Origin of the sequence: Streptomyces chengmaiensis (assembly GCF_029846775.1) — a bacterium.
In the GTDB taxonomy this organism is placed as follows: domain Bacteria; phylum Actinomycetota; class Actinomycetes; order Streptomycetales; family Streptomycetaceae; genus Streptomyces; species Streptomyces chengmaiensis.
Window position 1 is genome coordinate 22,314 of record NZ_JARWBG010000045.1, and the last position, 20,323, is coordinate 42,636.

General features: G+C 72.0%; 20 protein-coding genes. 12 read left to right on the plus strand and 8 right to left on the minus strand.

Going from position 1 to position 20,323, the window contains the following annotated elements; all coding sequences use genetic code 11:
- Positions 1-95 precede the first annotated feature (95 nt).
- From QCN29_RS28345 to QCN29_RS28365, 5 genes are all read left to right on the plus strand, one after another.
- Positions 96-374, plus strand: coding sequence for a CpXC domain-containing protein (locus QCN29_RS28345; protein ID WP_240137363.1), 279 nt, complete (start codon positions 96-98; stop codon positions 372-374).
- Positions 375-497: 123 nt separating this feature from the next.
- Positions 498-683, plus strand: coding sequence for a hypothetical protein (locus tag QCN29_RS28350; protein WP_240137362.1), 186 nt, complete (start codon positions 498-500; stop codon positions 681-683).
- Between the two features lie 165 nt (positions 684-848).
- Positions 849-1,133 (plus strand): Sec-independent protein translocase subunit TatA, encoded by a 285-nt coding sequence (tatA, locus tag QCN29_RS28355; protein ID WP_279931749.1) that lies wholly within the window; start codon positions 849-851, stop codon positions 1,131-1,133.
- Between the two features lie 72 nt (positions 1,134-1,205).
- Complete coding sequence (tatC, locus tag QCN29_RS28360; RefSeq protein ID WP_279931750.1) at positions 1,206-2,153, plus strand: twin-arginine translocase subunit TatC; 948 nt, start codon at positions 1,206-1,208, stop codon at positions 2,151-2,153.
- 107 nt (positions 2,154-2,260) lie between these two features.
- A complete protein-coding gene (locus QCN29_RS28365) occupies positions 2,261-5,089 on the plus strand; it encodes a DEAD/DEAH box helicase (protein WP_279931752.1) in 2,829 nt (942 codons plus the stop codon).
- A gap of 200 nt (positions 5,090-5,289) precedes the next feature.
- Here QCN29_RS28365 and QCN29_RS28370 read toward each other — a convergent pair whose 3' ends face one another.
- Together QCN29_RS28370 and QCN29_RS28375 are read right to left on the minus strand one after the other, a co-directional pair.
- Positions 5,290-5,730 (minus strand): ABA4-like family protein, encoded by a 441-nt coding sequence (locus QCN29_RS28370; RefSeq protein WP_279931754.1) that lies wholly within the window; start codon positions 5,728-5,730, stop codon positions 5,290-5,292.
- Positions 5,727-6,647 carry a hypothetical protein gene (locus QCN29_RS28375; RefSeq protein WP_279931778.1) on the minus strand — a complete coding sequence of 307 codons (921 nt, stop codon included), beginning with the start codon at positions 6,645-6,647 and terminating at the stop codon, positions 5,727-5,729. The genes QCN29_RS28370 and QCN29_RS28375 overlap by 4 nt, the downstream gene beginning before the upstream one ends.
- Positions 6,648-6,821: 174 nt before the next feature.
- On the opposite strand from QCN29_RS28375, the gene QCN29_RS28380 reads away from it, so the two are divergent.
- Complete coding sequence (locus QCN29_RS28380) at positions 6,822-7,493, plus strand: MerR family transcriptional regulator (protein WP_279931755.1); 672 nt, start codon at positions 6,822-6,824, stop codon at positions 7,491-7,493.
- A 91-nt stretch (positions 7,494-7,584) separates the two neighbouring features.
- Here QCN29_RS28380 and QCN29_RS28385 read toward each other — a convergent pair whose 3' ends face one another.
- Positions 7,585-8,427, minus strand: coding sequence for a siderophore-interacting protein (locus QCN29_RS28385; RefSeq protein ID WP_279931756.1), 843 nt, complete (start codon positions 8,425-8,427; stop codon positions 7,585-7,587).
- Between the two features lie 54 nt (positions 8,428-8,481).
- Positions 8,482-9,390, minus strand: a complete 909-nt coding sequence (locus QCN29_RS28390; RefSeq protein ID WP_240137386.1) for a 5'-3' exonuclease — start codon at positions 9,388-9,390, stop codon at positions 8,482-8,484.
- A 460-nt stretch (positions 9,391-9,850) separates the two neighbouring features.
- Here QCN29_RS28390 and QCN29_RS28395 point away from each other — a divergent pair, with 460 nt between their 5' ends.
- Both QCN29_RS28395 and QCN29_RS28400 read left to right on the plus strand, forming a co-directional pair.
- On the plus strand, positions 9,851-10,447 hold the full coding sequence (locus QCN29_RS28395) for a helix-turn-helix domain-containing protein (protein ID WP_279931757.1): 597 nt from the start codon (positions 9,851-9,853) through the stop codon (positions 10,445-10,447).
- A gap of 10 nt (positions 10,448-10,457) precedes the next feature.
- The gene (locus tag QCN29_RS28400) at positions 10,458-11,180 is read left to right on the plus strand and encodes a helical backbone metal receptor (RefSeq protein WP_279931758.1); all 723 of its coding nucleotides are present in this window, start codon (positions 10,458-10,460) and stop codon (positions 11,178-11,180) included.
- Here the strand turns inward: QCN29_RS28400 and QCN29_RS28405 are convergent.
- A complete protein-coding gene (locus QCN29_RS28405) occupies positions 11,146-12,288 on the minus strand; it encodes a TDT family transporter (protein ID WP_279931759.1) in 1,143 nt (380 codons plus the stop codon). The two genes, QCN29_RS28400 and QCN29_RS28405, sit on opposite strands and share 35 nt — an antisense overlap.
- A 71-nt stretch (positions 12,289-12,359) precedes the next feature.
- On the opposite strand from QCN29_RS28405, the gene QCN29_RS28410 reads away from it, so the two are divergent.
- Positions 12,360-13,304: a LysR family transcriptional regulator gene (locus tag QCN29_RS28410; RefSeq protein ID WP_279931760.1), complete on the plus strand. Its 945-nt coding sequence runs from the start codon at positions 12,360-12,362 to the stop codon at positions 13,302-13,304.
- Positions 13,305-13,331: 27 nt separating this feature from the next.
- On the opposite strand, the gene QCN29_RS28415 is transcribed toward QCN29_RS28410, so the two are convergent.
- From QCN29_RS28415 to QCN29_RS28425, 3 genes are all read right to left on the minus strand, one after another.
- Complete coding sequence (locus tag QCN29_RS28415) at positions 13,332-14,021, minus strand: gamma-glutamyl-gamma-aminobutyrate hydrolase family protein (RefSeq protein WP_279931761.1); 690 nt, start codon at positions 14,019-14,021, stop codon at positions 13,332-13,334.
- A gap of 85 nt (positions 14,022-14,106) precedes the next feature.
- Positions 14,107-15,570, minus strand: a complete 1,464-nt coding sequence (gene eat, locus QCN29_RS28420; protein WP_279931762.1) for an ethanolamine permease — start codon at positions 15,568-15,570, stop codon at positions 14,107-14,109.
- A 365-nt stretch (positions 15,571-15,935) separates the two neighbouring features.
- Positions 15,936-16,679 (minus strand): FadR/GntR family transcriptional regulator, encoded by a 744-nt coding sequence (locus tag QCN29_RS28425; protein WP_279931763.1) that lies wholly within the window; start codon positions 16,677-16,679, stop codon positions 15,936-15,938.
- Positions 16,680-16,756: 77 nt separating this feature from the next.
- Between QCN29_RS28425 and QCN29_RS28430 the strand changes: the two genes are divergently transcribed.
- From QCN29_RS28430 to QCN29_RS28440, 3 genes are read left to right on the plus strand one after another with little or no spacing between them, the layout of a single operon-like run.
- Entirely contained in the window at positions 16,757-18,127 is a 1,371-nt protein-coding gene (locus QCN29_RS28430) for a glutamine synthetase family protein (RefSeq protein ID WP_279931765.1), read from the plus strand.
- An 8-nt stretch (positions 18,128-18,135) separates the two neighbouring features.
- Positions 18,136-19,515: an aldehyde dehydrogenase family protein gene (locus QCN29_RS28435; RefSeq protein ID WP_279931767.1), complete on the plus strand. Its 1,380-nt coding sequence runs from the start codon at positions 18,136-18,138 to the stop codon at positions 19,513-19,515.
- A 6-nt stretch (positions 19,516-19,521) separates the two neighbouring features.
- On the plus strand, positions 19,522-20,319 hold the full coding sequence (locus tag QCN29_RS28440; protein ID WP_279931768.1) for a 3-oxoacyl-ACP reductase: 798 nt from the start codon (positions 19,522-19,524) through the stop codon (positions 20,317-20,319).
- Positions 20,320-20,323 lie beyond the last annotated feature (4 nt).

Genomic DNA, 20,323 nt, shown 5'->3' on the forward strand with positions numbered 1-20,323 from the left:
TACGCCGGCCCCGGGCTAGGGCGCGACCGCGGACGCCCGGCCGGCCGGGGCGGGCCGGGAAGCCGGGCAACTCGGTGACAAGGAGTTCAGCGTCAATGTCTCTGCCGCCAGGAATCGCGGCCCAGCCGGGCCCCGCAGATGTCGCGGCGCCCGCGCGGCCCGTGGTCTTCAAGGCCGCGTGTCCCGAGTGCCGAGGCCGCTTCGAGCTGGCGGCGGGGGCGCTGCGGCTGGCCATCGGCGCAAGCAGGCGGACCACCTTCTACTCCTTCACCTGCCCCGAGTGCGGTCAGGCCGTCCGCAAGCCGGCCGGGGAGCGCATCGTCGAACTGCTCACCGGCGGCGGGGTGCGGACCCTGCGGCTCCACTCGACCTAGCGCCCCGCTCGACCCAGCGCTCACTCGACCCGGCGCCCCGGCCGGGCAGAGCCTCCCGGACGGGGCACTAACCTTTTCACGCCACTCCACCGCCGTCCGTCCAGAGGGGTACGGTCCCAGCACATGTTCTGGCCCATGCTCGCCATTGCCCTTGGCTTCCTGGGGATCGCCGTCCTCGGCGTCCTCGGCGTCCGCGTCTTCATCGAGGCCCAGCGGCTGGGCCGTGAAGTCGCCCGCACCACGGAGCGGATCAACCGGGCCGCAGAGGACCTGGAGCGGGCCGCGACGGGCCTGGCCAGGACCGAGTGACCGCTGCTCGCGCCCGCGCGCCATGGCCCCCGCGGGTACGCGCGGGGATTGCCGGACGTTTACTCGCGAGGGTTACGATGACTGTTCGTGCGCACGGTGAACTCCCATCCACGCGCACCTGCCGCTCGCTATTCATATGACCTCGGGTCAGAAGGTAGGCAAATCATGGGTCAGGTTGGTGTCTGGCAGCTGGCCATCATCCTCGGGATCGTCGTGCTTCTTTTCGGAGCGAAGAAGCTTCCCGAGATGGCGCGCTCGCTGGGCAAGTCCGCCCGGATTCTGAAGAGCGAGGCCGCCGCCATGAAGAACGACGGCCCTGCTGCGGACGACGCCCAGAAGGGTTCCGGCACCGCGGAGCAGCCCGTCGCCCCCAAGACCATCCAGGCGGCGCCCGGCGATGTGACCTCCGCTCGGCCTGTCGACGAGCCCAAGCGCACCTCCCAGGGCTGAGCCCCCGGGTCATCACCACAGGCAAGCGGCGGTCGTCCGGTCGGGCGGCTGCCCTCGAGATGAGGACGTGGGTTGCTCAAGTCTGCCCGCAACAAGGCGAAGGACCCCGAGGGGCGGATGCCTCTGGTCGAGCATCTGCGAGAGCTGCGTAACCGGCTGGTCAAGGCGCTGCTGGCCATCGTTCCGCTGACCATCGTCGCGCTGTTCTTCGCCAAGGACATCGCCGAATTCCTGAGTTCCCCCGTGCCCCGGTGCCTCAGCGAGCAGGATCCTGCCGCGCAGGCCGGGAAGTGCGCCGTGCTCTCCCAGATCGGCATCACGTCCCCGTTCACCACCTATGTCAAGGTGGCCATCATGGCCGCGCTGGTGGCGGCCGCTCCCGTGTGGCTCTACCAGCTGTGGGCCTTCATCGCCCCCGGACTGCACAAGAACGAGAAGAAGTACGCGCTGTCCACGGTCGCGGTGGGCACCCCGCTGTTCCTCCTCGGCGGCTGTCTGGCCTACTGGATCCTGCCGCATGCCGTCCCCGTGATGCTGAGCTTCAGCGTCGAGGGCTCGGTCAACTACATCACCGTCGACGACATGATCGGCATGTCCGTCAAGCTCGTCCTCGCCTTCGGTCTGGCCTTCCAGCTGCCGCTGCTGCTCGCCCTGCTCAACGCGGGCGGTGTGATCAGCGGAGCGCGGATGCTGGGGTGGTGGCGCGGCATGGTGATGGGCATCTCCGTGTTCTCGGCGCTCGTCACGCCCACAGATCCACTGTCCATGATCGCTCTTGCGGTGCCGATGACCGCCCTCTACTTCGGGGCTGTCGGGTTCGCGCTGCTCAACGACCGCCGCAAGGGTCTGCGACAGGGACCGGAGCTGAGTGACGACGAGGCGTCCGATCTTGATCTGGCGCCGGAGGCCGTGGGTCCCGCCGAGCCTGTTTCCGCCGCCCGGGTGCTGCCCGAGCAGGCGAGCCGGGAGAGCGACGGCACTCGTGCCCACCGGGTGAACGGTTACGACGACATCACCTGACCGGTCACGGCCCGAGGGGGCGCGGCAGCCCGAGCCCGCCCCCGTACCCACCGGTCGGATAAAGATCGCGCCTGCTGTCCGAGGCGGCGGGTAGGCTCGAAGACAAGATGACCGAGGACCTCTCACCCGCCGAGCGCTATGCGGCGGCCCGCCTGAGGGCTGCCGAGGAGGCCACAGCTCTGGCCCCCTTCCGCGCGATGTACGAGTTCGATCTGGACCCGTTCCAGATAGACGCCTGCAAGGCGCTGGAGGCGGGCAAGGGCGTGCTCGTCGCAGCGCCCACCGGCTCCGGCAAGACCATCGTCGGCGAGTTCGCCGTACACCTGGCCCTGGAGCAGGGCCGCAAGTGCTTCTACACCACGCCCATCAAGGCGCTGTCCAACCAGAAGTACGCCGATCTCTGCAAGCGGTACGGCCCGGGGAAGGTCGGCCTGCTGACCGGCGACAACAGCGTCAACTCAGAGGCCCCGGTGGTCGTGATGACCACCGAGGTGCTGCGCAACATGCTCTATGCCGGCTCGCAGTCGCTGCTCGGGCTCGGCTATGTGGTGATGGACGAGGTGCACTACCTCTCCGACCGCTTCCGCGGGGCCGTCTGGGAGGAAGTGATCATCCACCTTCCGGAGTCGGTGACGCTGGTGTCACTGTCCGCGACCGTGTCCAACGCCGAGGAGTTCGGCGACTGGCTGGACACCGTGCGCGGCGACACCGAGGTCATCGTCTCCGAGGACCGGCCCGTGCCGCTGTGGCAGCACGTCCTGGCCGGCCGGAGGATGTACGACCTCTTCGAGGAGGAGACCGACCACGGCGGGCGCGGCGTTGCCCGGCGTGAGGTCAACCCCGACCTGGTGCGGCTGGCCCGGATGGAGAACCAGCGCACGTACAACCCCCGCGACCGCCGACGCGGCAAGATGGTGCGCGAGGCCGACCGCGAGCGGGAGCGCCGGCAGCGCAGCAGGATCTGGACGCCGGGCCGGCCCGAGGTCATCGAGCGCCTCGACGCGGAGGGGCTGCTGCCCGCGATCACCTTCATCTTCAGCCGGGCCGGCTGCGAGGCCGCCGTGCAGCAGTGCCTGTATGCGGGGCTGCGGCTCAACGACGAGGACGCACGGCGGCGGGTGCGGGAGATCGTCGAGGAGCGCACCGAGTCCATCCCCGGTGAGGACCTGCACGTCCTCGGCTACTACGAGTGGCTCGAAGGGCTGGAGCGGGGCATCGCCGCCCACCACGCGGGCATGCTGCCGACCTTCAAGGAGGTCGTCGAAGAACTCTTCGTACGCGGCCTGGTGAAGGCGGTGTTCGCCACCGAGACGCTGGCGCTCGGCATCAACATGCCCGCCCGGACGGTCGTGTTGGAGAAGCTGGTCAAGTGGAACGGCGAGCAGCACGCCGACATCACGCCCGGCGAGTACACCCAGCTGACCGGCCGGGCCGGCCGACGCGGCATCGACGTCGAGGGCCATGCGGTGGTCCTGTGGCAGCGGGCCATGGACCCGGCGGCGCTCGCCGGGCTCGCGGGCACCCGCACCTATCCGCTGCGTTCCAGTTTCAAACCGTCGTACAACATGGCGGTCAATCTGGTCGAGCAGTTCGGCAGGCACCGCTCGCGGGAACTGCTGGAGACGTCGTTCGCGCAGTTCCAGGCGGACAAGTCCGTCGTCGGCATCTCCCGCCAGGTGCAGCGCAACGAAGAGGGCATGCAGGGCTACCGCGAGGGCATGACCTGCCACCTCGGGGACTTCGAGGAGTACGCGCAGCTGCGCCGCGACCTCAAGGACCGGGAGACCGAGCTGGCCAAGCAGGGTGCGGCGCAGCGCAGGGCGGCGGCGGCCGCGGCGCTGGAGAAGCTCAAGCCCGGCGACGTCATCCATGTGCCGACGGGCAAGTTCGCCGGACTGGCCCTGGTGCTGGACCCCGGCGTCGCCGCGGGGCGGACCAACGGCCACCGGGGCTTCGAGCACCACGACGGCCCGCGGCCGCTGGTCCTGACCGCGGAGCGGCAGGTCAAGCGGCTGGCGTCGATCGACTTCCCGGTGCCGGTGGAGCCGCTGGAGCGGATGCGCATCCCCAGGTCCTTCAACCCGCGCTCGCCGCAGTCGCGCAGGGACCTGGCGTCCGCGCTGCGCACCAAGGCCGGGCACATCGCCCCCGAGCGGCACCGCAGGCAGCGTGCCGCGGCGGCGGACGACCGGGAGATCGCCCGGCTCCGCGCCGCGCTGCGGGCGCACCCCTGCCACGGGTGCGACGAACGCGAGGACCATGCGCGGTGGGCCGAGCGCTATCACCGGCTGCAGCGCGACACCCGGCAGTTGGAGCGGCGTATCGAGGGCCGCACCAACACCATCGCGCGCACCTTCGACCGGATCGTGGCGTTGCTGACCGAGCTGGACTATCTGCGCGGCGACGAGGTGACCGAGCACGGCAAGCGGCTCGCCCGGCTGTACGGGGAGCTGGACCTGCTGGCGAGCGAATGCCTGCGCGAGCGCGTGTGGGAGGGGCTGAGCCCGGCGGAACTGGCCGCGTGCGTCTCCGCGTTGGTGTACGAGGCGCGTCAGTCGGACGACGCGCTGCCGCCGAAGGTCCCCGGCGGGAAGGCGAAGGCCGCGCTCGGTGAGATGGTGCGGATCTGGGGCCGGCTGGACGCGCTGGAGGAGGAGTTCCGCATCAACCAGACGGAGGGCGTGGGCCAGCGGGAGCCCGACCTCGGCTTCGCCTGGGCAGCGCACCAGTGGGCGTCCGACCGCAGTCTGGACGAGGTGCTCCGCGAGGCGGAGATGCCTGCGGGTGACTTCGTCCGCTGGTGCAAGCAGGTCATCGACGTCCTGGGCCAGATCGCGGCGGCGGCCCCCGCGGAGCACAGCACCGTGCCGCGTGCGGCGCGGCGGGCGGTGGACGCGCTGCTGAGGGGCGTGGTGGCGTACAGCTCGGTCGGCTGAGGCGGGCGCGAAACGGTCCCTGCACGCACTCCTTCTGTGTCCTGCGGGCCCGGGAGGCACCCCCACGCTGCGTCGGCCGGAAGCCCGAGCAGCTCTGCTGCGAGGGCTTCCGGCCGTTGCGATCTCCCCCGCGGCTCTTCGGCGCGGGGGCGCCCCCGGCGCCGGACGACGCTCCTCGACGGGCAGACGCTGCCGGTCGCCTAGCCGACCGATGCGAGCACGGCACGGCGAGTCCTGATGATGCGCAGGGTGAGGAAGAGCAGCAGGCCGATCGGCGAGAGCAGGACCGTCAGGACCAGCAACGGACCCGTGGCCAAGGGATGCAGGGACAGTCTGCGGGCCTCGAGGAACATCCACTGGCCGATCAGCAGGTCCCAGGCGATCACCTGGGCCCACAGCGCGCCCGCGCCGTCGGCGAGGGCGGTCAGGTCGCGGAAGGCGTCGAGGTCGGGATCGATGACGGCGGTCCACAGCTCAGGGAACACCGGGATCGCGAGCCCGAGGTAGACCAGCAGGATCGGTACGACGGTCACCGGCGTCGCGGCGATCCGGGCGGTCCCGCTCCAGCGCGGTGCGAAGATCATCAGCAGCCATACGGGGGCGGCCAGCCAGAAGGAGAGCTCGAAGAGGAAGCCGGTCATGCCGCGAGCTCCTTGGCGGTGGGGTCCTTCGGCGAGGGCGCGGGCGGCGCCGGACAGGTGCGCAGCGCGGCGATGACGCCGATGGCGCAGACCGTGAGCGTCACCGCAGCCGCGGTGAGGGTCGCGCCGTCGGGGTGCAGCAGCGGCTGGCCGCGCAGCGCCTGCCAGGTGACCAGGGCCAGGACGGCGGCGTATGCGGCCGCACCTGCCAGCACCAGGCGCAGCCGTACCCGCTCGTCCCGCAGCCTGGCGATGCGCGGCGCGAGCAGCGTCAGGGCGAGCAGCAGGAACGGCAGCAGCTGCAGGGCGTGCATGCCGAAGAAGTGCGGGATACGCAGATCGCCGCCGGTGGCAGACCAGCCGGTGAACGGCATCTGCGGCCCTCCGTCCGGCACTCCCACGCTGTGCGCGCCGACCGTCGGCGACCCGCCGCGTCCGCCGGCCGCCTGCTGCTCGGCGGTCGGACGCGTCATCAGAAAGCCCAGGGCCGCTCCCACGAGGGCGATCAGCGCGCCGAGCCGGATCGCCCATGCGGACGCGCGGTCCGCGATCCGCGCGCGGAACAGCAGGATCGCGATGACCAGAGCTCCGGACCACAGCACGACCACGGTCACGGCCATCAGGTCGAAGACGGCGGAGTCGAACGGGGTTTCATGGTTGAAGTGGCTGCGTTTGCCGCGGATGGCCTGCCCGACGATGGCGATCATCTCGACGGCGCCGGCCGCCGCGACGACCGTGCCCGCCCACCAGCCGGCCCGCCGGGCCCGGGTGAGCAGCGAGAGCATCCATGAGAGCGACAGACCGTACGCGGTGAACGAGAGCGAGAATTTGAGCGGCTTGGCCCAGATGGGCGCGCCCGTCAGCGTCCGGTCGTCCACGGCCAGGCCGATTGCCGTGAAGACGGTGACTGCGGCCATGGAGGCCGAGAAGACGAGCAACGGGCGGTGCCAGGTCGCCCAGACGGATGGTGCACGGACAGGCATGGAGAATCCCCCCACTGGTTATTATGGATAGCAGCACTCTCCGCTATCCGATAGCTGCACTATCTATGATGGGGGCTGTGTATGCAAGAGTGATGAGGTGAACGCGCGGTGCGCATCGGCGAGTTGAGTCGCAGGACCGGGGTGCCGGTGCCGACGATCAAGTACTACGTACGGGAGGGTCTTCTCCCGGCGGGTGAGTTGACCAGCCCGAACCAGGCGAGTTACGGAGTCGCCCACGAGCGCAGGCTGCGGCTGATCCGTGCGCTGCTGGACGTCGGGGGCCTGTCGGTCGCCGCGATCAGGGAGGTGCTGTCCGCGGTGGACGCGCCGGGCGAGTCGGTGCACAAGGTGCTGGGCGCGGCGGCGGACCGCATGGTGCCGGGGTACGGGCCGGGTGGCACGGGTGCAGATGAGAGTGAGGGCGAGCCCGACGCCGAACTGGAGGCGGCACGCGAAGACGTACGGGAACTCATCGCGCGCCGCGGGTGGGACGTCGACGACCGCTGCCCGGCAGCGGAGGCCCTTGCCGGCGCGGTGGCGGCGCTGGATCGTGTCGGGCAGTCGGGTTACGCCGAGGTGCTCGACGCCTTTGCCGAGGCCGCGGAGAAGGTTGCGCAGGCGGACATCGCGTATGTGAAACGGCGTGTGGCGCTGGACGACCTGGTGGAGAGCGTGGTGATCGGCACGGTGGTGGGGGACGCGATGTTCGCGGCGTTGCGGAGGCTCGCGCATGTGGACGCCTCGGCACGCGAGTTCGCACATATCCGGACGCACGACTGAGGTTCCCCCCGGGTCTGGGGGCAAGCTCCCAGACCCCTTCGGGGGAGGATCACGCGGGGACCGGACCCCGTGGCCCGCGCCGCGAAGCGGGTCAGGCGGCCTCCTGCTCGCGTTCCACCTGCTCGTTCCAGTCGCGCTTGATCGCGCGCCATGCCTCGTCCGTCTTGCCCTGGCGCCAGTACCCCGAGATGGACAGACTTTCGCGCGGAACGCCGCGCTCCAGCCGGAGGTGGCGGCGGAGCTCCTTCACAAAGCCCGCCTCGCCGTGGACAAAGGCGCAGACCTCGCCCTCGGGGAAGTCGAGGGCGGCGACCGCGGCCAGCAGCGCCTCGCCCACGGGGCGCCCGCCCCGGTGCAGCCAGGTGACGGCCACCCCGTCGGGCGTGACGGTCTTCTGCTCCTCCTCGGGGCCCGCCACCTCGACCAGCGCGTGCACCAGCGCACCCGCCGGCATCCGCTCCAGCGACGCCGCGATCGCGGGCAGCGCGCTCTCGTCGCCGACGAGCAGATGCCAGTCCGCCGCCGGATCGGGGGCGTATCCCCCGCCGGGCCCGAGGAACCGCACGACCTCGCCCGATCGGGCCCGGGCCGCCCAGGGCCCGGCCAGGCCTTCGTCGCCGTGGACCACGAAGTCGATCGCCAGCTCCCGCGCGACCGGGTCCCAGCTGCGCACCGTGTAGGTGCGGTTGGCGGGCCACTGCTCGCGCGGGAGCTCCTCGCGGATGCGCTGCATGTCGAACGGCTCCGGATAGCGCACACCGTCCACGGGAAAGACCAGCTTCACATAGTGGTCGGTGAACTCGCCCGCCTCGAAGGCCCGCAGGCAGCCCTCGCCGCCCAGCACGACCCGCACCATGTGCGGAGTGATCTGCTCCGTGCGGACGACTCGCGCTTCATGGAGCGTCGGCGCTTTGCGGTTCGGTCCCTCGGCCACGGCGGTCTCCCCGAAGTCTTCGATCTCTAGATTAGGCTTACCTAAGTTAACACCTCACCGGGGGAGTGTCGCCAGCAGTCTGGACAGCGCGCCGCCCAGCCCCCACCGGGCCGCCAGTTCCGCCAGCCGCTCCGGATCGCGCGGCTCCGCCGGGAGGGCCGGGTCGAACTCCGGCAGCGGGACGTCCGGGGCGACCCGTACGACCTTCGGCGCGACCGCCAGATAGCCCCGCGCCTCGTCCAGCCGCTTGCGCTGCGCGGGCGTCAGCTTCGAGCGGGGGTCGTCGACCGCCGCCATGATCCCCGCGAGATCCCCGTACGCCTCCAGCAGCTTCGCCGCCGTCTTCTCGCCGACCCCGGGCACCCCCGGGAGCCCGTCGCTGGGGTCCCCCCGCAGCAGTGCGAGGTCGGCGTATCCGGGCCCGTCCACCCCGTACTTCTGACGCAGCCACGCCTCGTCCGTGACCTGCAGCGTGCCCACGCCCTTGAGCGGATACAGCACCCGCCGCCGCCGTGCGTCGTCCACCAGCTGGAACAGGTCGCGGTCCCCGGTCACGATGTCCACCGGGCCCTCGGCGCGACCGGCCAGGGTGCCGATCACATCGTCTGCCTCGTAGCCGTCGGCGCCGACGCGGGCGATCCCGAGCGCCTCGAGCACCTCCTCGATGACCGGGACCTGCGGGGAGAGGGTGTCCGGCACCTCTTCCTCGTCCGGGTCGTCCCCGGCGGTTTCGACGGCGACGCGATGCGCCTTGTACGAAGGAATCAGCTCCACCCGCCAGTGCGGCCGCCAGTCGTTGTCCCAGCAGGCCACAAGGTCGTCAGGGCGGTGGTCCTGGATCAGCCGCCCGATGAAGTCGAGCAGCCCGCGCACGGCGTTGACCGGGGTGCCGTCCGGGGCGCGCACCGAGTCGGGCACCCCGAAGTAGGCGCGGAAGTACAGGGAGGCGGAGTCGAGGAGCATCAGGCGTCGCGTCGTCACAACCCGATGATGCCCCACGCCGCTGACACCCCGTGAAGCAGATCACTGTTGCGTTTCTTCGCCCGGGGACCTCAGCCGCCCAGGCCCCGCGCCCCGGCCCCCGTCTCCGGGTTCCGTCGCCGGTGCGCTGCCGGTGGGCGGGCTGGACCGGACCTGGACCGGCGCTGCACCGGAGCGGGGCCGGAGCAGGACTGGCGCTGCACCGGAGCAGGGCCGGAGCGGGACTGGAGCGGGACTGGAGCGGGACCGGAGCAGGACCGGAGCAGGACCGGAGCAGGACTGGAGCGGGACTGGAGCAGCGATCCCGTGGAAAAGGGGTGGGCAGCGGGCGTGGAGGCGGCCGCCCACCCCTTTCAGCCGTGGCGCATATGTCATGTGCGCGCGATTCCGGAGGCGGAAGCTGCGTAAGGTTGGGACAGAACCAGGAAGGGGAGTCCGCCCGATGGACGCGAAGGACCTGGACGACCGCAAGGACCCGAAGGGCAAAGAGCCTCTTCGGGTGGGCGCGGCCGTGCGTCGGCGCCGCCGGGCCCTGGGGCTCACCCTCGCCGCGGTCGCCGCCCGCAGCGGACTGTCCGTGCCGTTTCTCAGCCAGGTCGAGAACGAGCGGGCCCGCCCCAGCGCCCGTTCGCTGCAGCGGGTCGCCGACGCCCTGGAGACCACCCCGGCCCGGCTGCTGGCCGCCTCCGACACCGCCCGGACCGTGGAGCTGGTGCAGGACGTCCGTGGCCCCGACGGCGGGGACCGGTCGGCGGAGCGGCGCGTGCGCCCCCTGGTCCACGGCCGTCATCAGCTGCAGGCGCTGGAGTTCACCGGAGACCATGATCCGGGCCGGGAGTTCCAGCACCGCAACGACGAGCTGATGTACGTCGCGGAGGGCTCGGTCGACGTGGAGGCCGAAGGCCGCGCCTACCGGCTGGCGCGCGGCGACAGCCTCTTCCTGTCCGGCGGCGTACGGCACCGCTGGCGGGCCACCGCCCCGGACACCCGCATCGTCGTGGTCGCCGTCGCGGACCACGTCGAGACGTCCGACTCCTGAGCGGGGCCGCATGCGCGTCGTCTCCCTGGTGCCGTCCCTGACGGAAGCCGTCGCGGTGAGCGCTCCGGGCGCGCTGGTCGCCGTCACCGACTGGTGCACCCACCCCGCCCGCCTCGACCCCGGAGTCATACGGATCAAGGGCACCAAGAACCCCGACGTTCCGGCCATCCTCCGGCTGCGCCCCGATCTGGTGATCGCCAACGAGGAGGAGAACCGGCCCGCCGACCTCGCAGAGCTGCGCAACGCCGGTCTGGAGGTGCTGGTCACCGAGGTGCGCACACTCGATCAGGCCTTCGCCGAACTGGAGCGTGTGCTGGCGGCCGTCGGCGGGTCCGCCCCGCCCCGCTGGCTGGACGAAGCCCGGGCCGCCTGGGCGGCCGCCGAGCCCGTCGGCTCGCTGTCCGCCGTGGTGCCCGTCTGGCGGCGGCCCTGGATGGTGCTCGGCCGCGACACCTTCGCCGGCGACCTGCTGGCGCGGCTCGGCGTCGTCAACGTCCACGCCGGCCACGCCGACCGCTATCCGCGCATCCCCCTCGACGAGCTGCGCGCCGCCGGGGCGGATCTGGCGGTGCTGCCCGACGAGCCGTACCGCTTCACCGCCGACGACGGCCCCGAGGCGTTCCCCGGGACACCCGCCGCCCTCGTCAGCGGCCGCCATCTCACCTGGTACGGGCCTTCACTGGCCGAGGCGCCCGCGGTCATCGGCGCGGCGCTGCGAGCAGCTCTCCGCTGACCAGCCCGAGTACCGTGCGCACCGCGGCGACCGCCCACGCCGCTGCCAGCAGGACGTACAGTCCGGCCGCCAGCCAGGCGAAGGCGGTAAGACGGGTGTGCGCCGCCAGGCTCGCCGCCCCGGTCACACACGTGCCGACGGGGAAGGTGAACGCCCACCACGTCATCGCGAACGGCATCCCGGCACGCATCGCGCGCACCGTCATCGTGCCGGCGAGCGCCAGCCACAGCAGAGCGAAGCCCATCGCCGGAACGCCGTACACCACGGCGAAGGCCGCGAAGCCGGACCGGTAAGGGTCCGGTACGGCCAGGGGAGCCGCATCGGCCAGCTTGCCCACGGCAGTGGCGGACTGGCCCAGCGGGCCGAGCACCAGGAAGAGCGCCGGGGTCAGCGCGACCGGCAGCGGGCCGTGGTGCACCAGCCGGGCGAAGACCGCCGGGAGGATCACCAGCGTCGCGAGCAGGCTCACACCGAACAGCGCATAGCTCGCCAACAGCAACGACTCCCGCCACTGCCCCGCGGGCAGCTGCGGGATCAGCAGCGGCCCGAACGCGGCGGAGACCATCGGCGGCACGACGGGCAGCAGCCACACGGGGGAGGCGCTGCCGGGCAGCACCTCATGCCGTACGACCATCAGATACGGGATCGTCACGGAGGCGGCCAGCCCGATGACGGTGCCCGAGCCGTACAGCGCGGCCGCGGCCGCCGTGGCCGGCCCTACGCCGATGACGTCCGCGCCCACCGTGAGCGTGCCGACGCCCACGGCCAGCAGCGCCATCGCCAGACAGCCGTAGAACGGCGCGACGGCAGGGTCGTGGAGATGGGCCCGCGCCTGATCCCGATGGTGCAGCAGATGCCCAGCCCGAGCCGTCAGCAACACGGCGAGCAGCGCCGCGGACAGCGCCCACACCGCCGTGCACACGGTACGCAGTCCGGGGACGCCGAAGGGCAGAACCGGCGGCAGCGCCGCGCCCGCGTTGGCGACGATGGCGGTGCCCATGACGGTCGCATACCAGTTCGGCCCGAGGTGCCTTAGCGACGGCAGCCGCGCCGGAGCGGGCACGGGGGCGGGCGGCGCGTCGGGGCTTGGGTGGACTGCGGTGGCCATGTCCCCACTCTCCGGTGGGGCCCACCGCCCCCACCAGGTACTACCTCTCTATGCCCCCATAAACTGGGCTTATGAGCGATGGGGATGGCGGCAGCGGGGCCGGGCGCGGGCCGCTCGCTCACCGGGTGCCGGACCTGGGAGCGCTGGAGCTGCTGCTCGCCGTCGCCCGGCACGGCAGCCTCGGCCGGGCGGCCCGTGAGCTGGGCATCACCCAGCCCGCCGCGAGCAGCCGCATCCGGGCGATGGAACGACAGCTCGGCGTGGGTCTGGTGGACCGCTCGCCGCGCGGCTCCCGGCTGACCGACGCGGGCGCCCTCGTCACCGACTGGGCGCGGCGGGTCGTGGAGGCGGCGGAGGCGTTCGACGCGGGAGCGCAGGCGCTGCGCGGTCGCCGCGACTCCCGGCTGCGGGTGGCGGCCTCCATGACCATCGCCGAGTATCTGCTCCCCGGCTGGCTGATCGCGCTGCGCGCGCAGCGGCCGGACACGGCCGTCTCGCTGCACGCCGGAAACTCCGCCGAAGTGGCCCGGCGGCTGCTCGACGGCGAGGCGGAGCTGGGCTTTGTGGAGGGTCTCGCGGTGCCGGAGGGGCTGGACGGGGTGATCGTCGGCCACGACCGGCTGCTGGTGGTGGCGGCCCCCGGCCATGCCTGGGCCCGCCGCCGGACTCCGCTCACGGCCGCCGAACTGGCCGGGGCCCCGCTGATCCTGCGTGAACGCGGCTCAGGGACCCGGCAGGTGCTTGACGCGGCGCTCACCGACGGCGGGAACGGGGGTCTCGCCGAGCCGCTGCTGGAGCTCGCCTCCACCACCGCGGTGAAGGCGGCCGCGGTCAGCGGGGCGGGTCCAGCGGTGCTCAGCGAACTGGCGGTCACCGAGGAGCTGGCGGCCCGTCGGCTGGTCGCGGTCCCCGTCGAGCGGGTTCGCCTGGCCCGCGCCCTGCGGGCGGTGTGGCCGCGGGGGCGTCGACCGGCGGGGCCGGCGCGGGATCTGCTGTCGCTGACGCGGCGGGGCTGAGGCGGCGCTGCATATGGCCCCGCCGCGTCATCGCCGTGCCGCCTCCACCAGCGCCCGCATGACCCGCAGGTCCTGCCCCATCTCCGGGTGCCACTGCACGCCCAGCACCCATCCCCGCCCCTCCCCGGCGGGTTCGAGCGCCTCGACGGTGCCGTCCTCGGCGTAGGCGCTGGGGACGAGCCCCTCGCCGACCCGGTCCACCGACTGGTGGTGGTACGTCGGCACCCCGGAGTCCTCAGGCACGATCGACGCGTACCGCGTGCCCGGCACCGGCTTCACGGTGTGCTCCGCGAACACGCCCGTCGCGCCCAGATGGCCCTCCAGGTGCTGCACCAGTGTCCCGCCCAGGGCGACGTTCAGAAGCTGCATCCCCCGGCAGATGCCCAGCAGGGGAGTGCCGGACGCCAACGCCGCCCGGATCAGGGCGAGCTCCCAGGCGTCCCGCTCCCGCGCGGGCGGGCCCGTACGGGGGTGGGGCTCGGCCCCGTACCGTACGGGCTCGACGTCCGGGCCGCCCGCGATGACCACGCCGTCGAGCCGGGCGACGGCGGCTTCGGCCAGGGCGGGGTCGTCCGGCGGGACCATTGCGGCGAGGCCGCCCGCCGCCTGCACCAGCCGGGGGTAACCGGCGGGCAGCAGGGCGGCGGGAAGATCCCACACCCCCCATCGGGCCGATGCCTCGAGATAGGTGCTGACCCCAATGAGCGGCTTGGACACGGTGACGGCTCCGTCCTTCACAGGCGCTGTGGGCGCTTGACTCGCGGTGTCTGACATGCGGCGGTGCTTGGTTCGCGGCGGTGCTTCACTTGCGTTCGAGTTCGGCCTCGGCCTCGGCCAGCGCGGCGAACTCCTCCTCCGGCGCCTGCGCCACCAGGCGGTGCCGGCTGTAGAAGGCGAAGTAGGCGAGGGCCACGGCATAGACGAGCAGGGCGATCAGCGCCGCGTCCTTGTCCACCAGGAACGTCGCCACCAGCGCGGAGAGCGCCAGCACGAACGCGGTGGACGAGGTCAGCACTCCGCCGGGCGTGCGGTACGGCCGGTGCAGGCCGGGTTCGCGGCGGCGCAGCACGATGTGCGACAGCGCCATCATCGCGTAGGAGATGGTCGCGCCGAACACCGCGATGTTCAGCATCCGCGCGCCGTTGCCGGTGCCGGCCGCCAGGGCGAAGCCGATGGCCCCGGGGATCAGCAGCCCCAGGTACGGGGACTTGCGACGGCTTGTCAGGGACAGGAACCGCGGCAGGTATCCGGCGCGGGACAGCGCGAACAGCTGCCGGGAGCCCGCGTAGATGAGGGAGAAGAAGGACGCGACGAGACCGGCGAGCCCCGCGTAGTTGACGAAGCGGCTGAGCGCCGTGGGGCCGCCGTCCCCCTGGAGCGCCACGACCAGGGGGTTGCCGGCCTCCTGGATGGCGGCGGAGCCGCGGGCGCCGGTCGCGGCGAAGAACGTCAGCACCGCCAGCAGGACCAGGATCGACATGGAGATGGCCAGCGCGCGGGGCATGGAGCGCACAGGGTCCTTGGCCTCCTCCGCGGCCAGCGGCACCCCTTCGACGCCGAGGAAGAACCACATGCCGAACGGGAACGCCGCCCAGATGCCGAGCAGGCCGAACGGCAGCCAGGAGTTGGAGCCGAGTGCCGCGGGGTCGACGGGGATGTCGTCGAGGCCGTCCGCGTTGAACTCGGTGAACGCGCCGAAGGCGAAGATGAGCAGGGCGGCGACCGCGATGGCGGTCACGATCAGACTGAAGCGGAGGGCCTCGCCGACGCCCCAGAGGTGGATGCCGATGAAGACGGCGAAGCAGGCGAGGTAGACCGGCCAGCCGGACTCCAGGCCGAACAGACCCAGGGATTCGACATAGTCGCCGATGAAGATGGAGATCGCGGCCGGGGCGAGGATGTACTCGATGAGGATCGCGGTGCCGGTGAGGAAGCCGCCCCAGGTGCCGAGCGCGCGGCGGGCGAAGCCGTAGCCGCCGCCGGCGGTGGGCAGGATCGCGGACAGCTCGGCGAGGGCGAAGACCAGGCAGGCGTACATCACGCCCATCAGCACGGTGGCGGCGGCGAGACCGCCGAAGCCGCCCTTGGACAGTCCGATGTTCCAGCCGGAGAAGTCCCCGGACACGACGTAGGCGACGCCGAGCCCGGTCAGCAGCAGCCACCCGGCGCTGCCGCGGCGCAGGGTCCGCCGGTTCAGATAGGCGTCGCCGTCGGCGGATCTCGAGGGGGCGGGGGGTGCGGTGCGCGAGGTGGTGCCGTCGGCCATGAGTCGCTCCTGGCAGAGGTCCAATGGTTTGGGACGACACCATTGCGGTCCCTGTGGCTGCGGCGCAAGCCCTGTGCGTAAACCTGACGTTACGTGTCCACGCCCACGGATTCCGGTGACCGGCCCGGGCGGCGGTTTCTTCCCCGCCTGCCCGCCTCATGGATGCGGGGGGCGAGTCCCCACGCTCGCTGGGGCCGCCCGGCGCTTGGTGCGGGCGGAGGGTGAGCGCCGGCTTGCCCTTGGCCCGGCGCGCCTGCGCCCGGCGGCGTCGACCCCGGCGGCGTCGACCCCGGCAAAGCGCCCGGCGACCGCGCTCCGGGGGTGACGCCCGGCACCCGCAAGGCGGGCGGGGAGGGCTGAGCCGGCTACGCCAGGAAGCCCCGCAGCAGCGCCGCCGTGCCCTCGCAGTGCTCCCGCATCACTTCGCGCGCCCCGTCCGCGTCCTGCTCCAGCACCGCCTCCACCAGCGCCGCGTGCTGCTGCTGCGAGTGCTCCAGATTCCTCACCAGCAGCGGGATGCAGTCCAGCAGGTCGTTCACCCCCGCCCGCACCGCCGCGTACTGCGCGGTGAGCGACGCCGACCCGGACAGCTCCGCAAGCGTCAGATGGAGCAGCGTGTCCAGCCGCCGGTACTCCGTCAGCGGCGCGTCCTGCGTGGCGGCCAGCGCCGCCCGCAGCCGGGCCGTGCCCTCGTCGGTCAGCCCGTGCGCCGCGCACAGCCCCGCCGCGCCAACCTCCAGCACCTCGCGGAACCGCAGTGTGTCCTCGAGGTTCACACCCGCCAGACGCCGCCGCAGCTCGTCCTCGACCGGGCTGCCGGGGCCGCCGGGGCCGGGGCGGGGCAGCACGAACGTGCCCCCGTACCGGCCCCGCCGGCTCTCCACCAGGCCCTGCTCGCCGAGCACCTTCAGCACCTCCCGCAGCGTGACCCGGCTGATGCCCATCCGCTCGGCCAGCTCCCGCTCCGCCGGCAGCCGCTCGCCCGCCGGGACCAGCCCCAGGCGCAGCAGCTGGAGGATCTGCTCCAGCGCCTCCTCGAAGCCGTTTCCCGCGCGGACCGGCCGCAGCACCGGCGTCAGCGCATCCTCCGGCACGGACTTCTTCGCCACCTTGCGGTTTCCCCTTCCCAAGCAATGGTCTTCAGCAATACCTTATGGCTTCCGGCTGACCCAAGGAGGCGTAATCCGTGGCAGACCGCAAACCCCCGCTCTCCGTAGAGGAGCTGCGTGCACTCGTCGCGAGCGGTGAGATCGACACAGTCGTCCTGGCCTTCCCCGACATGCAGGGACGGCTCCAGGGCAAGCGGTTCGCCGCACCCTTCTTTCTGGACGAGGTCCTGGAGCACGGCACCGAGGGCTGCAACTACCTCCTCGCCGTCGACGCGGACATGAACACCGTCGACGGCTATGAGATGTCCTCCTGGGACAGGGGCTACGGCGACTTCGCCATGCACCCCGACACGGCGACCCTCCGCCGCGTCCCCTGGAACGAGGGCACCGCGCTGCTCGTGGCCGACCTCGCCTGGAGCGACGGCGCACCCGTCGCCGCCGCACCCCGCCAGATCCTGCGCCGTCAGCTGGAGCGCCTGGCCGAGCACGGCTACACCGCTCACGTCGGCACCGAGCTGGAGTTCATCGTCTTCAGGGACACCTACGAGCAGGCCTGGGACCGCGGCTACCAGAGGCTCACCCCGGCGAACCAGTACAACATCGACTACTCCGTCCTCGGCACCGGCCGCATCGAGCCCCTGCTGCGCCGCATCCGCAACGAGATGGCCGCCGCCGGGCTCACCGTGGAGTCCGCCAAGGGCGAGTGCAACCCCGGGCAGCACGAGATCGCCTTCAAGTACGACGAAGCCCTGGTCACCTGCGACCAGCACGCCGTCTACAAGACCGGCGCCAAGGAGATCGCCGCCCAGGAGGGCTGCTCGCTCACCTTCATGGCCAAGTACAACGAGCGCGAGGGCAACTCCTGTCATATCCACCTCTCGCTCCAGTCCCTCGCCGAGCCCGGGCGCAATGTCATGGCCGGGGACGGCCCCGGAGGCATGTCGCCCGTCATGCGGCACTTCCTCGCCGGACAGCTGGCCGCCCTGCGAGACTTCTCCCTTCTCTACGCCCCGAACATCAATTCGTACAAGCGCTTCCAGCCGGGCTCTTTCGCCCCCACCGCCGTCGCCTGGGGCCACGACAACCGGACCTGCGCGCTCAGAGTCGTCGGCCACGGCCGCTCGATGAGATTCGAGAACCGCCTCCCCGGAGGTGACGTCAATCCGCATCTGGCCGTCGCCGGGCTCGTCGCCGCCGGACTCCACGGCATCGAGCAGCAGCTGGAGCTGCCCGACGCCTGCCCCGGCAACGCCTACACCGGCGACTACGCACATGTCCCCGCCACCCTGCGCGAAGCCGCCGAACTCTGGGAGACCAGCCCCATCGCCAAGGCGGCATTCGGCGACGAGGTCGTAGCCCACTACCGCAACATGGCGCGCGTCGAGCTGGCAGCCTTTGACGCCGTGGTGACCGACTGGGAGCTCCGCCGCTCCTTCGAACGCATGTGAGGAACCGCGTGTCACACCCGCACGAACCGTACGCACTGGATGTTCTCAACCCCGCCACCGAGGAGGTCGTGGCCACCGTCCCCGGCGCCACGGCGGCGGACGTCGACCGCGCCGTAGCCGTCGCCGCGCGCGCCCAGCGCACCTGGGCCGCCGCCGCGCCCGCCGACCGGGCCCGGCTGCTGCGCCGCTTCGCGGCCGCCGTCGACGACCATCTCGGGGAACTCGCCCGCCTGGAGGTCCGCGAGGCCGGGCACACCATCGGAAACGCCCGCTGGGAGGCCGGCAACGTCCGCGATCTGCTCGACTACGCGGCCGGGGGAGCAGAGCGGCTCTCCGGCCGCCAGATCCCGGTCCCCGGCGGCCTGGACGTCACTCTCCTCGAACCGCTCGGCGTCATCGGCGTCATCGCGCCCTGGAACTTCCCCATGCCGATCGCCGCGTGGGGCACGGCCCCGGCGCTCGCCGCCGGCAACGCCGTCATCCTCAAGCCCGCGGAGACCACCCCGCTCACCGCGCTGCGGCTGGCCGAACTCGCCCTCGAAGCCGGGCTGCCGGAGGGGCTGTTCCAGGTGCTGCCCGGCCGCGGCGACGTCGCCGGCGACGCCCTCGTACGCCACCACGGCATCGCCAAGATCGTGTTCACCGGCTCCACACGCGTCGGCAAGCAGATCATGTCGCTGTGCGCCGAGCGCGTGAAGCGCGTCACCCTGGAACTCGGCGGCAAGAGCCCCAATGTCGTCTTCGCCGACGCAGACCTGGACGCCGCCGTCGCCGCCGCCCCCATGTCGTTCCTGGACAACTCCGGCCAGGACTGCTGCGCCCGCACCCGGATCCTCGTCGAGCGCTCCGTCCACGACCGCTTCCTCGAACTCCTCGCCCCCGCGATCGAGTCCGTCGTCGTCGGCGACCCGGCCGACGAGAAGACCCAGATGGGTCCGCTGATCTCCAAGACGCAGCTGGAACGGGTGCGTTCGTACGTCCCCGAGGACACGCCTGCCCTGCGCGGCAGCGCCCCCGAGGGACCGGGCTTCTGGTTCCCGCCCACCGTCCTCACCGGGCTCGCGCCCGACGCCCCCTGCGCCGTCGACGAGGTCTTCGGGCCCGTGGCCGTCGTGCTCCCCTTCGACGACGAGGAGGATGCGATCCGGCTGGCCAACGCCACCGAGTACGGGCTCTCCGGCTCCATCTGGACCAGGGACGTCGGCCGCGCGATCCGCGTCTCCCGCGCCGTCGCCGCCGGCAACCTCTCCGTCAACTCCCATGCCAGCGTCCGCTACTGGACTCCGTTCGGCGGCTACAAGCAGTCCGGCCTCGGCCGGGAGCTGGGCCCTGACGCCCTGACCGCCTTCACCGAAACCAAGAACGTCTTCATCAGCACGGAGGCCTGAGCACCCATGTCCGACACCACGTCCAAGACCGAGAACATCTGCCGCCGTCTCGTCGGCCGCACCGCCGTCATCACCGGCGCCGGCAGCGGCATCGGCCTCGCAGCGGCACGCCGGCTCGCCTCCGAGGGGGCGAACGTCGTCTGCGGCGACATCGACGAGGCCGCGGGCAAGGCGGCCGCCGAGGAGGTCGGCGGCGCCTTCGCACGGGTCGACGTCACCGACCCCGAACAGGTCGAGGCCCTGTTCCAGACCGCGTACGACACCTACGGAAGCGTCGACGTGGCGTTCAACAACGCGGGCATCTCGCCGCCCGACGACGACTCCATCCTGGACACCGGCCTGGAGGCGTGGAGGCGCGTCCAGGAGGTCAACCTCACCTCCGTCTACCTGTGCTGCAAGGCCGCCATTCCCCATATGCGGCGGCAGGGCAGGGGCTCCATCATCAACACCGCGTCGTTCGTGGCCGTCATGGGTGCGGCGACCTCCCAGATCTCCTACACCGCTTCCAAGGGCGGCGTGCTCGCCATGTCCCGCGAGCTGGGCGTGCAGTTCGCCCGCGACGGCATCCGCGTCAACGCGCTGTGTCCCGGGCCGGTCAACACCCCGCTGCTCCAGGAGCTGTTCGCCAAGGACCCGGAGCGCGCGGCCCGTCGTCTGGTGCACATCCCCGCCGGCCGGTTCGCCGAGGCCGAGGAGATCGCCGCCGCCGTCGCCTTCCTCGCCAGCGACGACTCGTCGTTCGTCAACGCCACCGACTTCCTGGTCGACGGCGGGATCTCGGGGGCGTACGTCACCCCCGTCTAGGGTG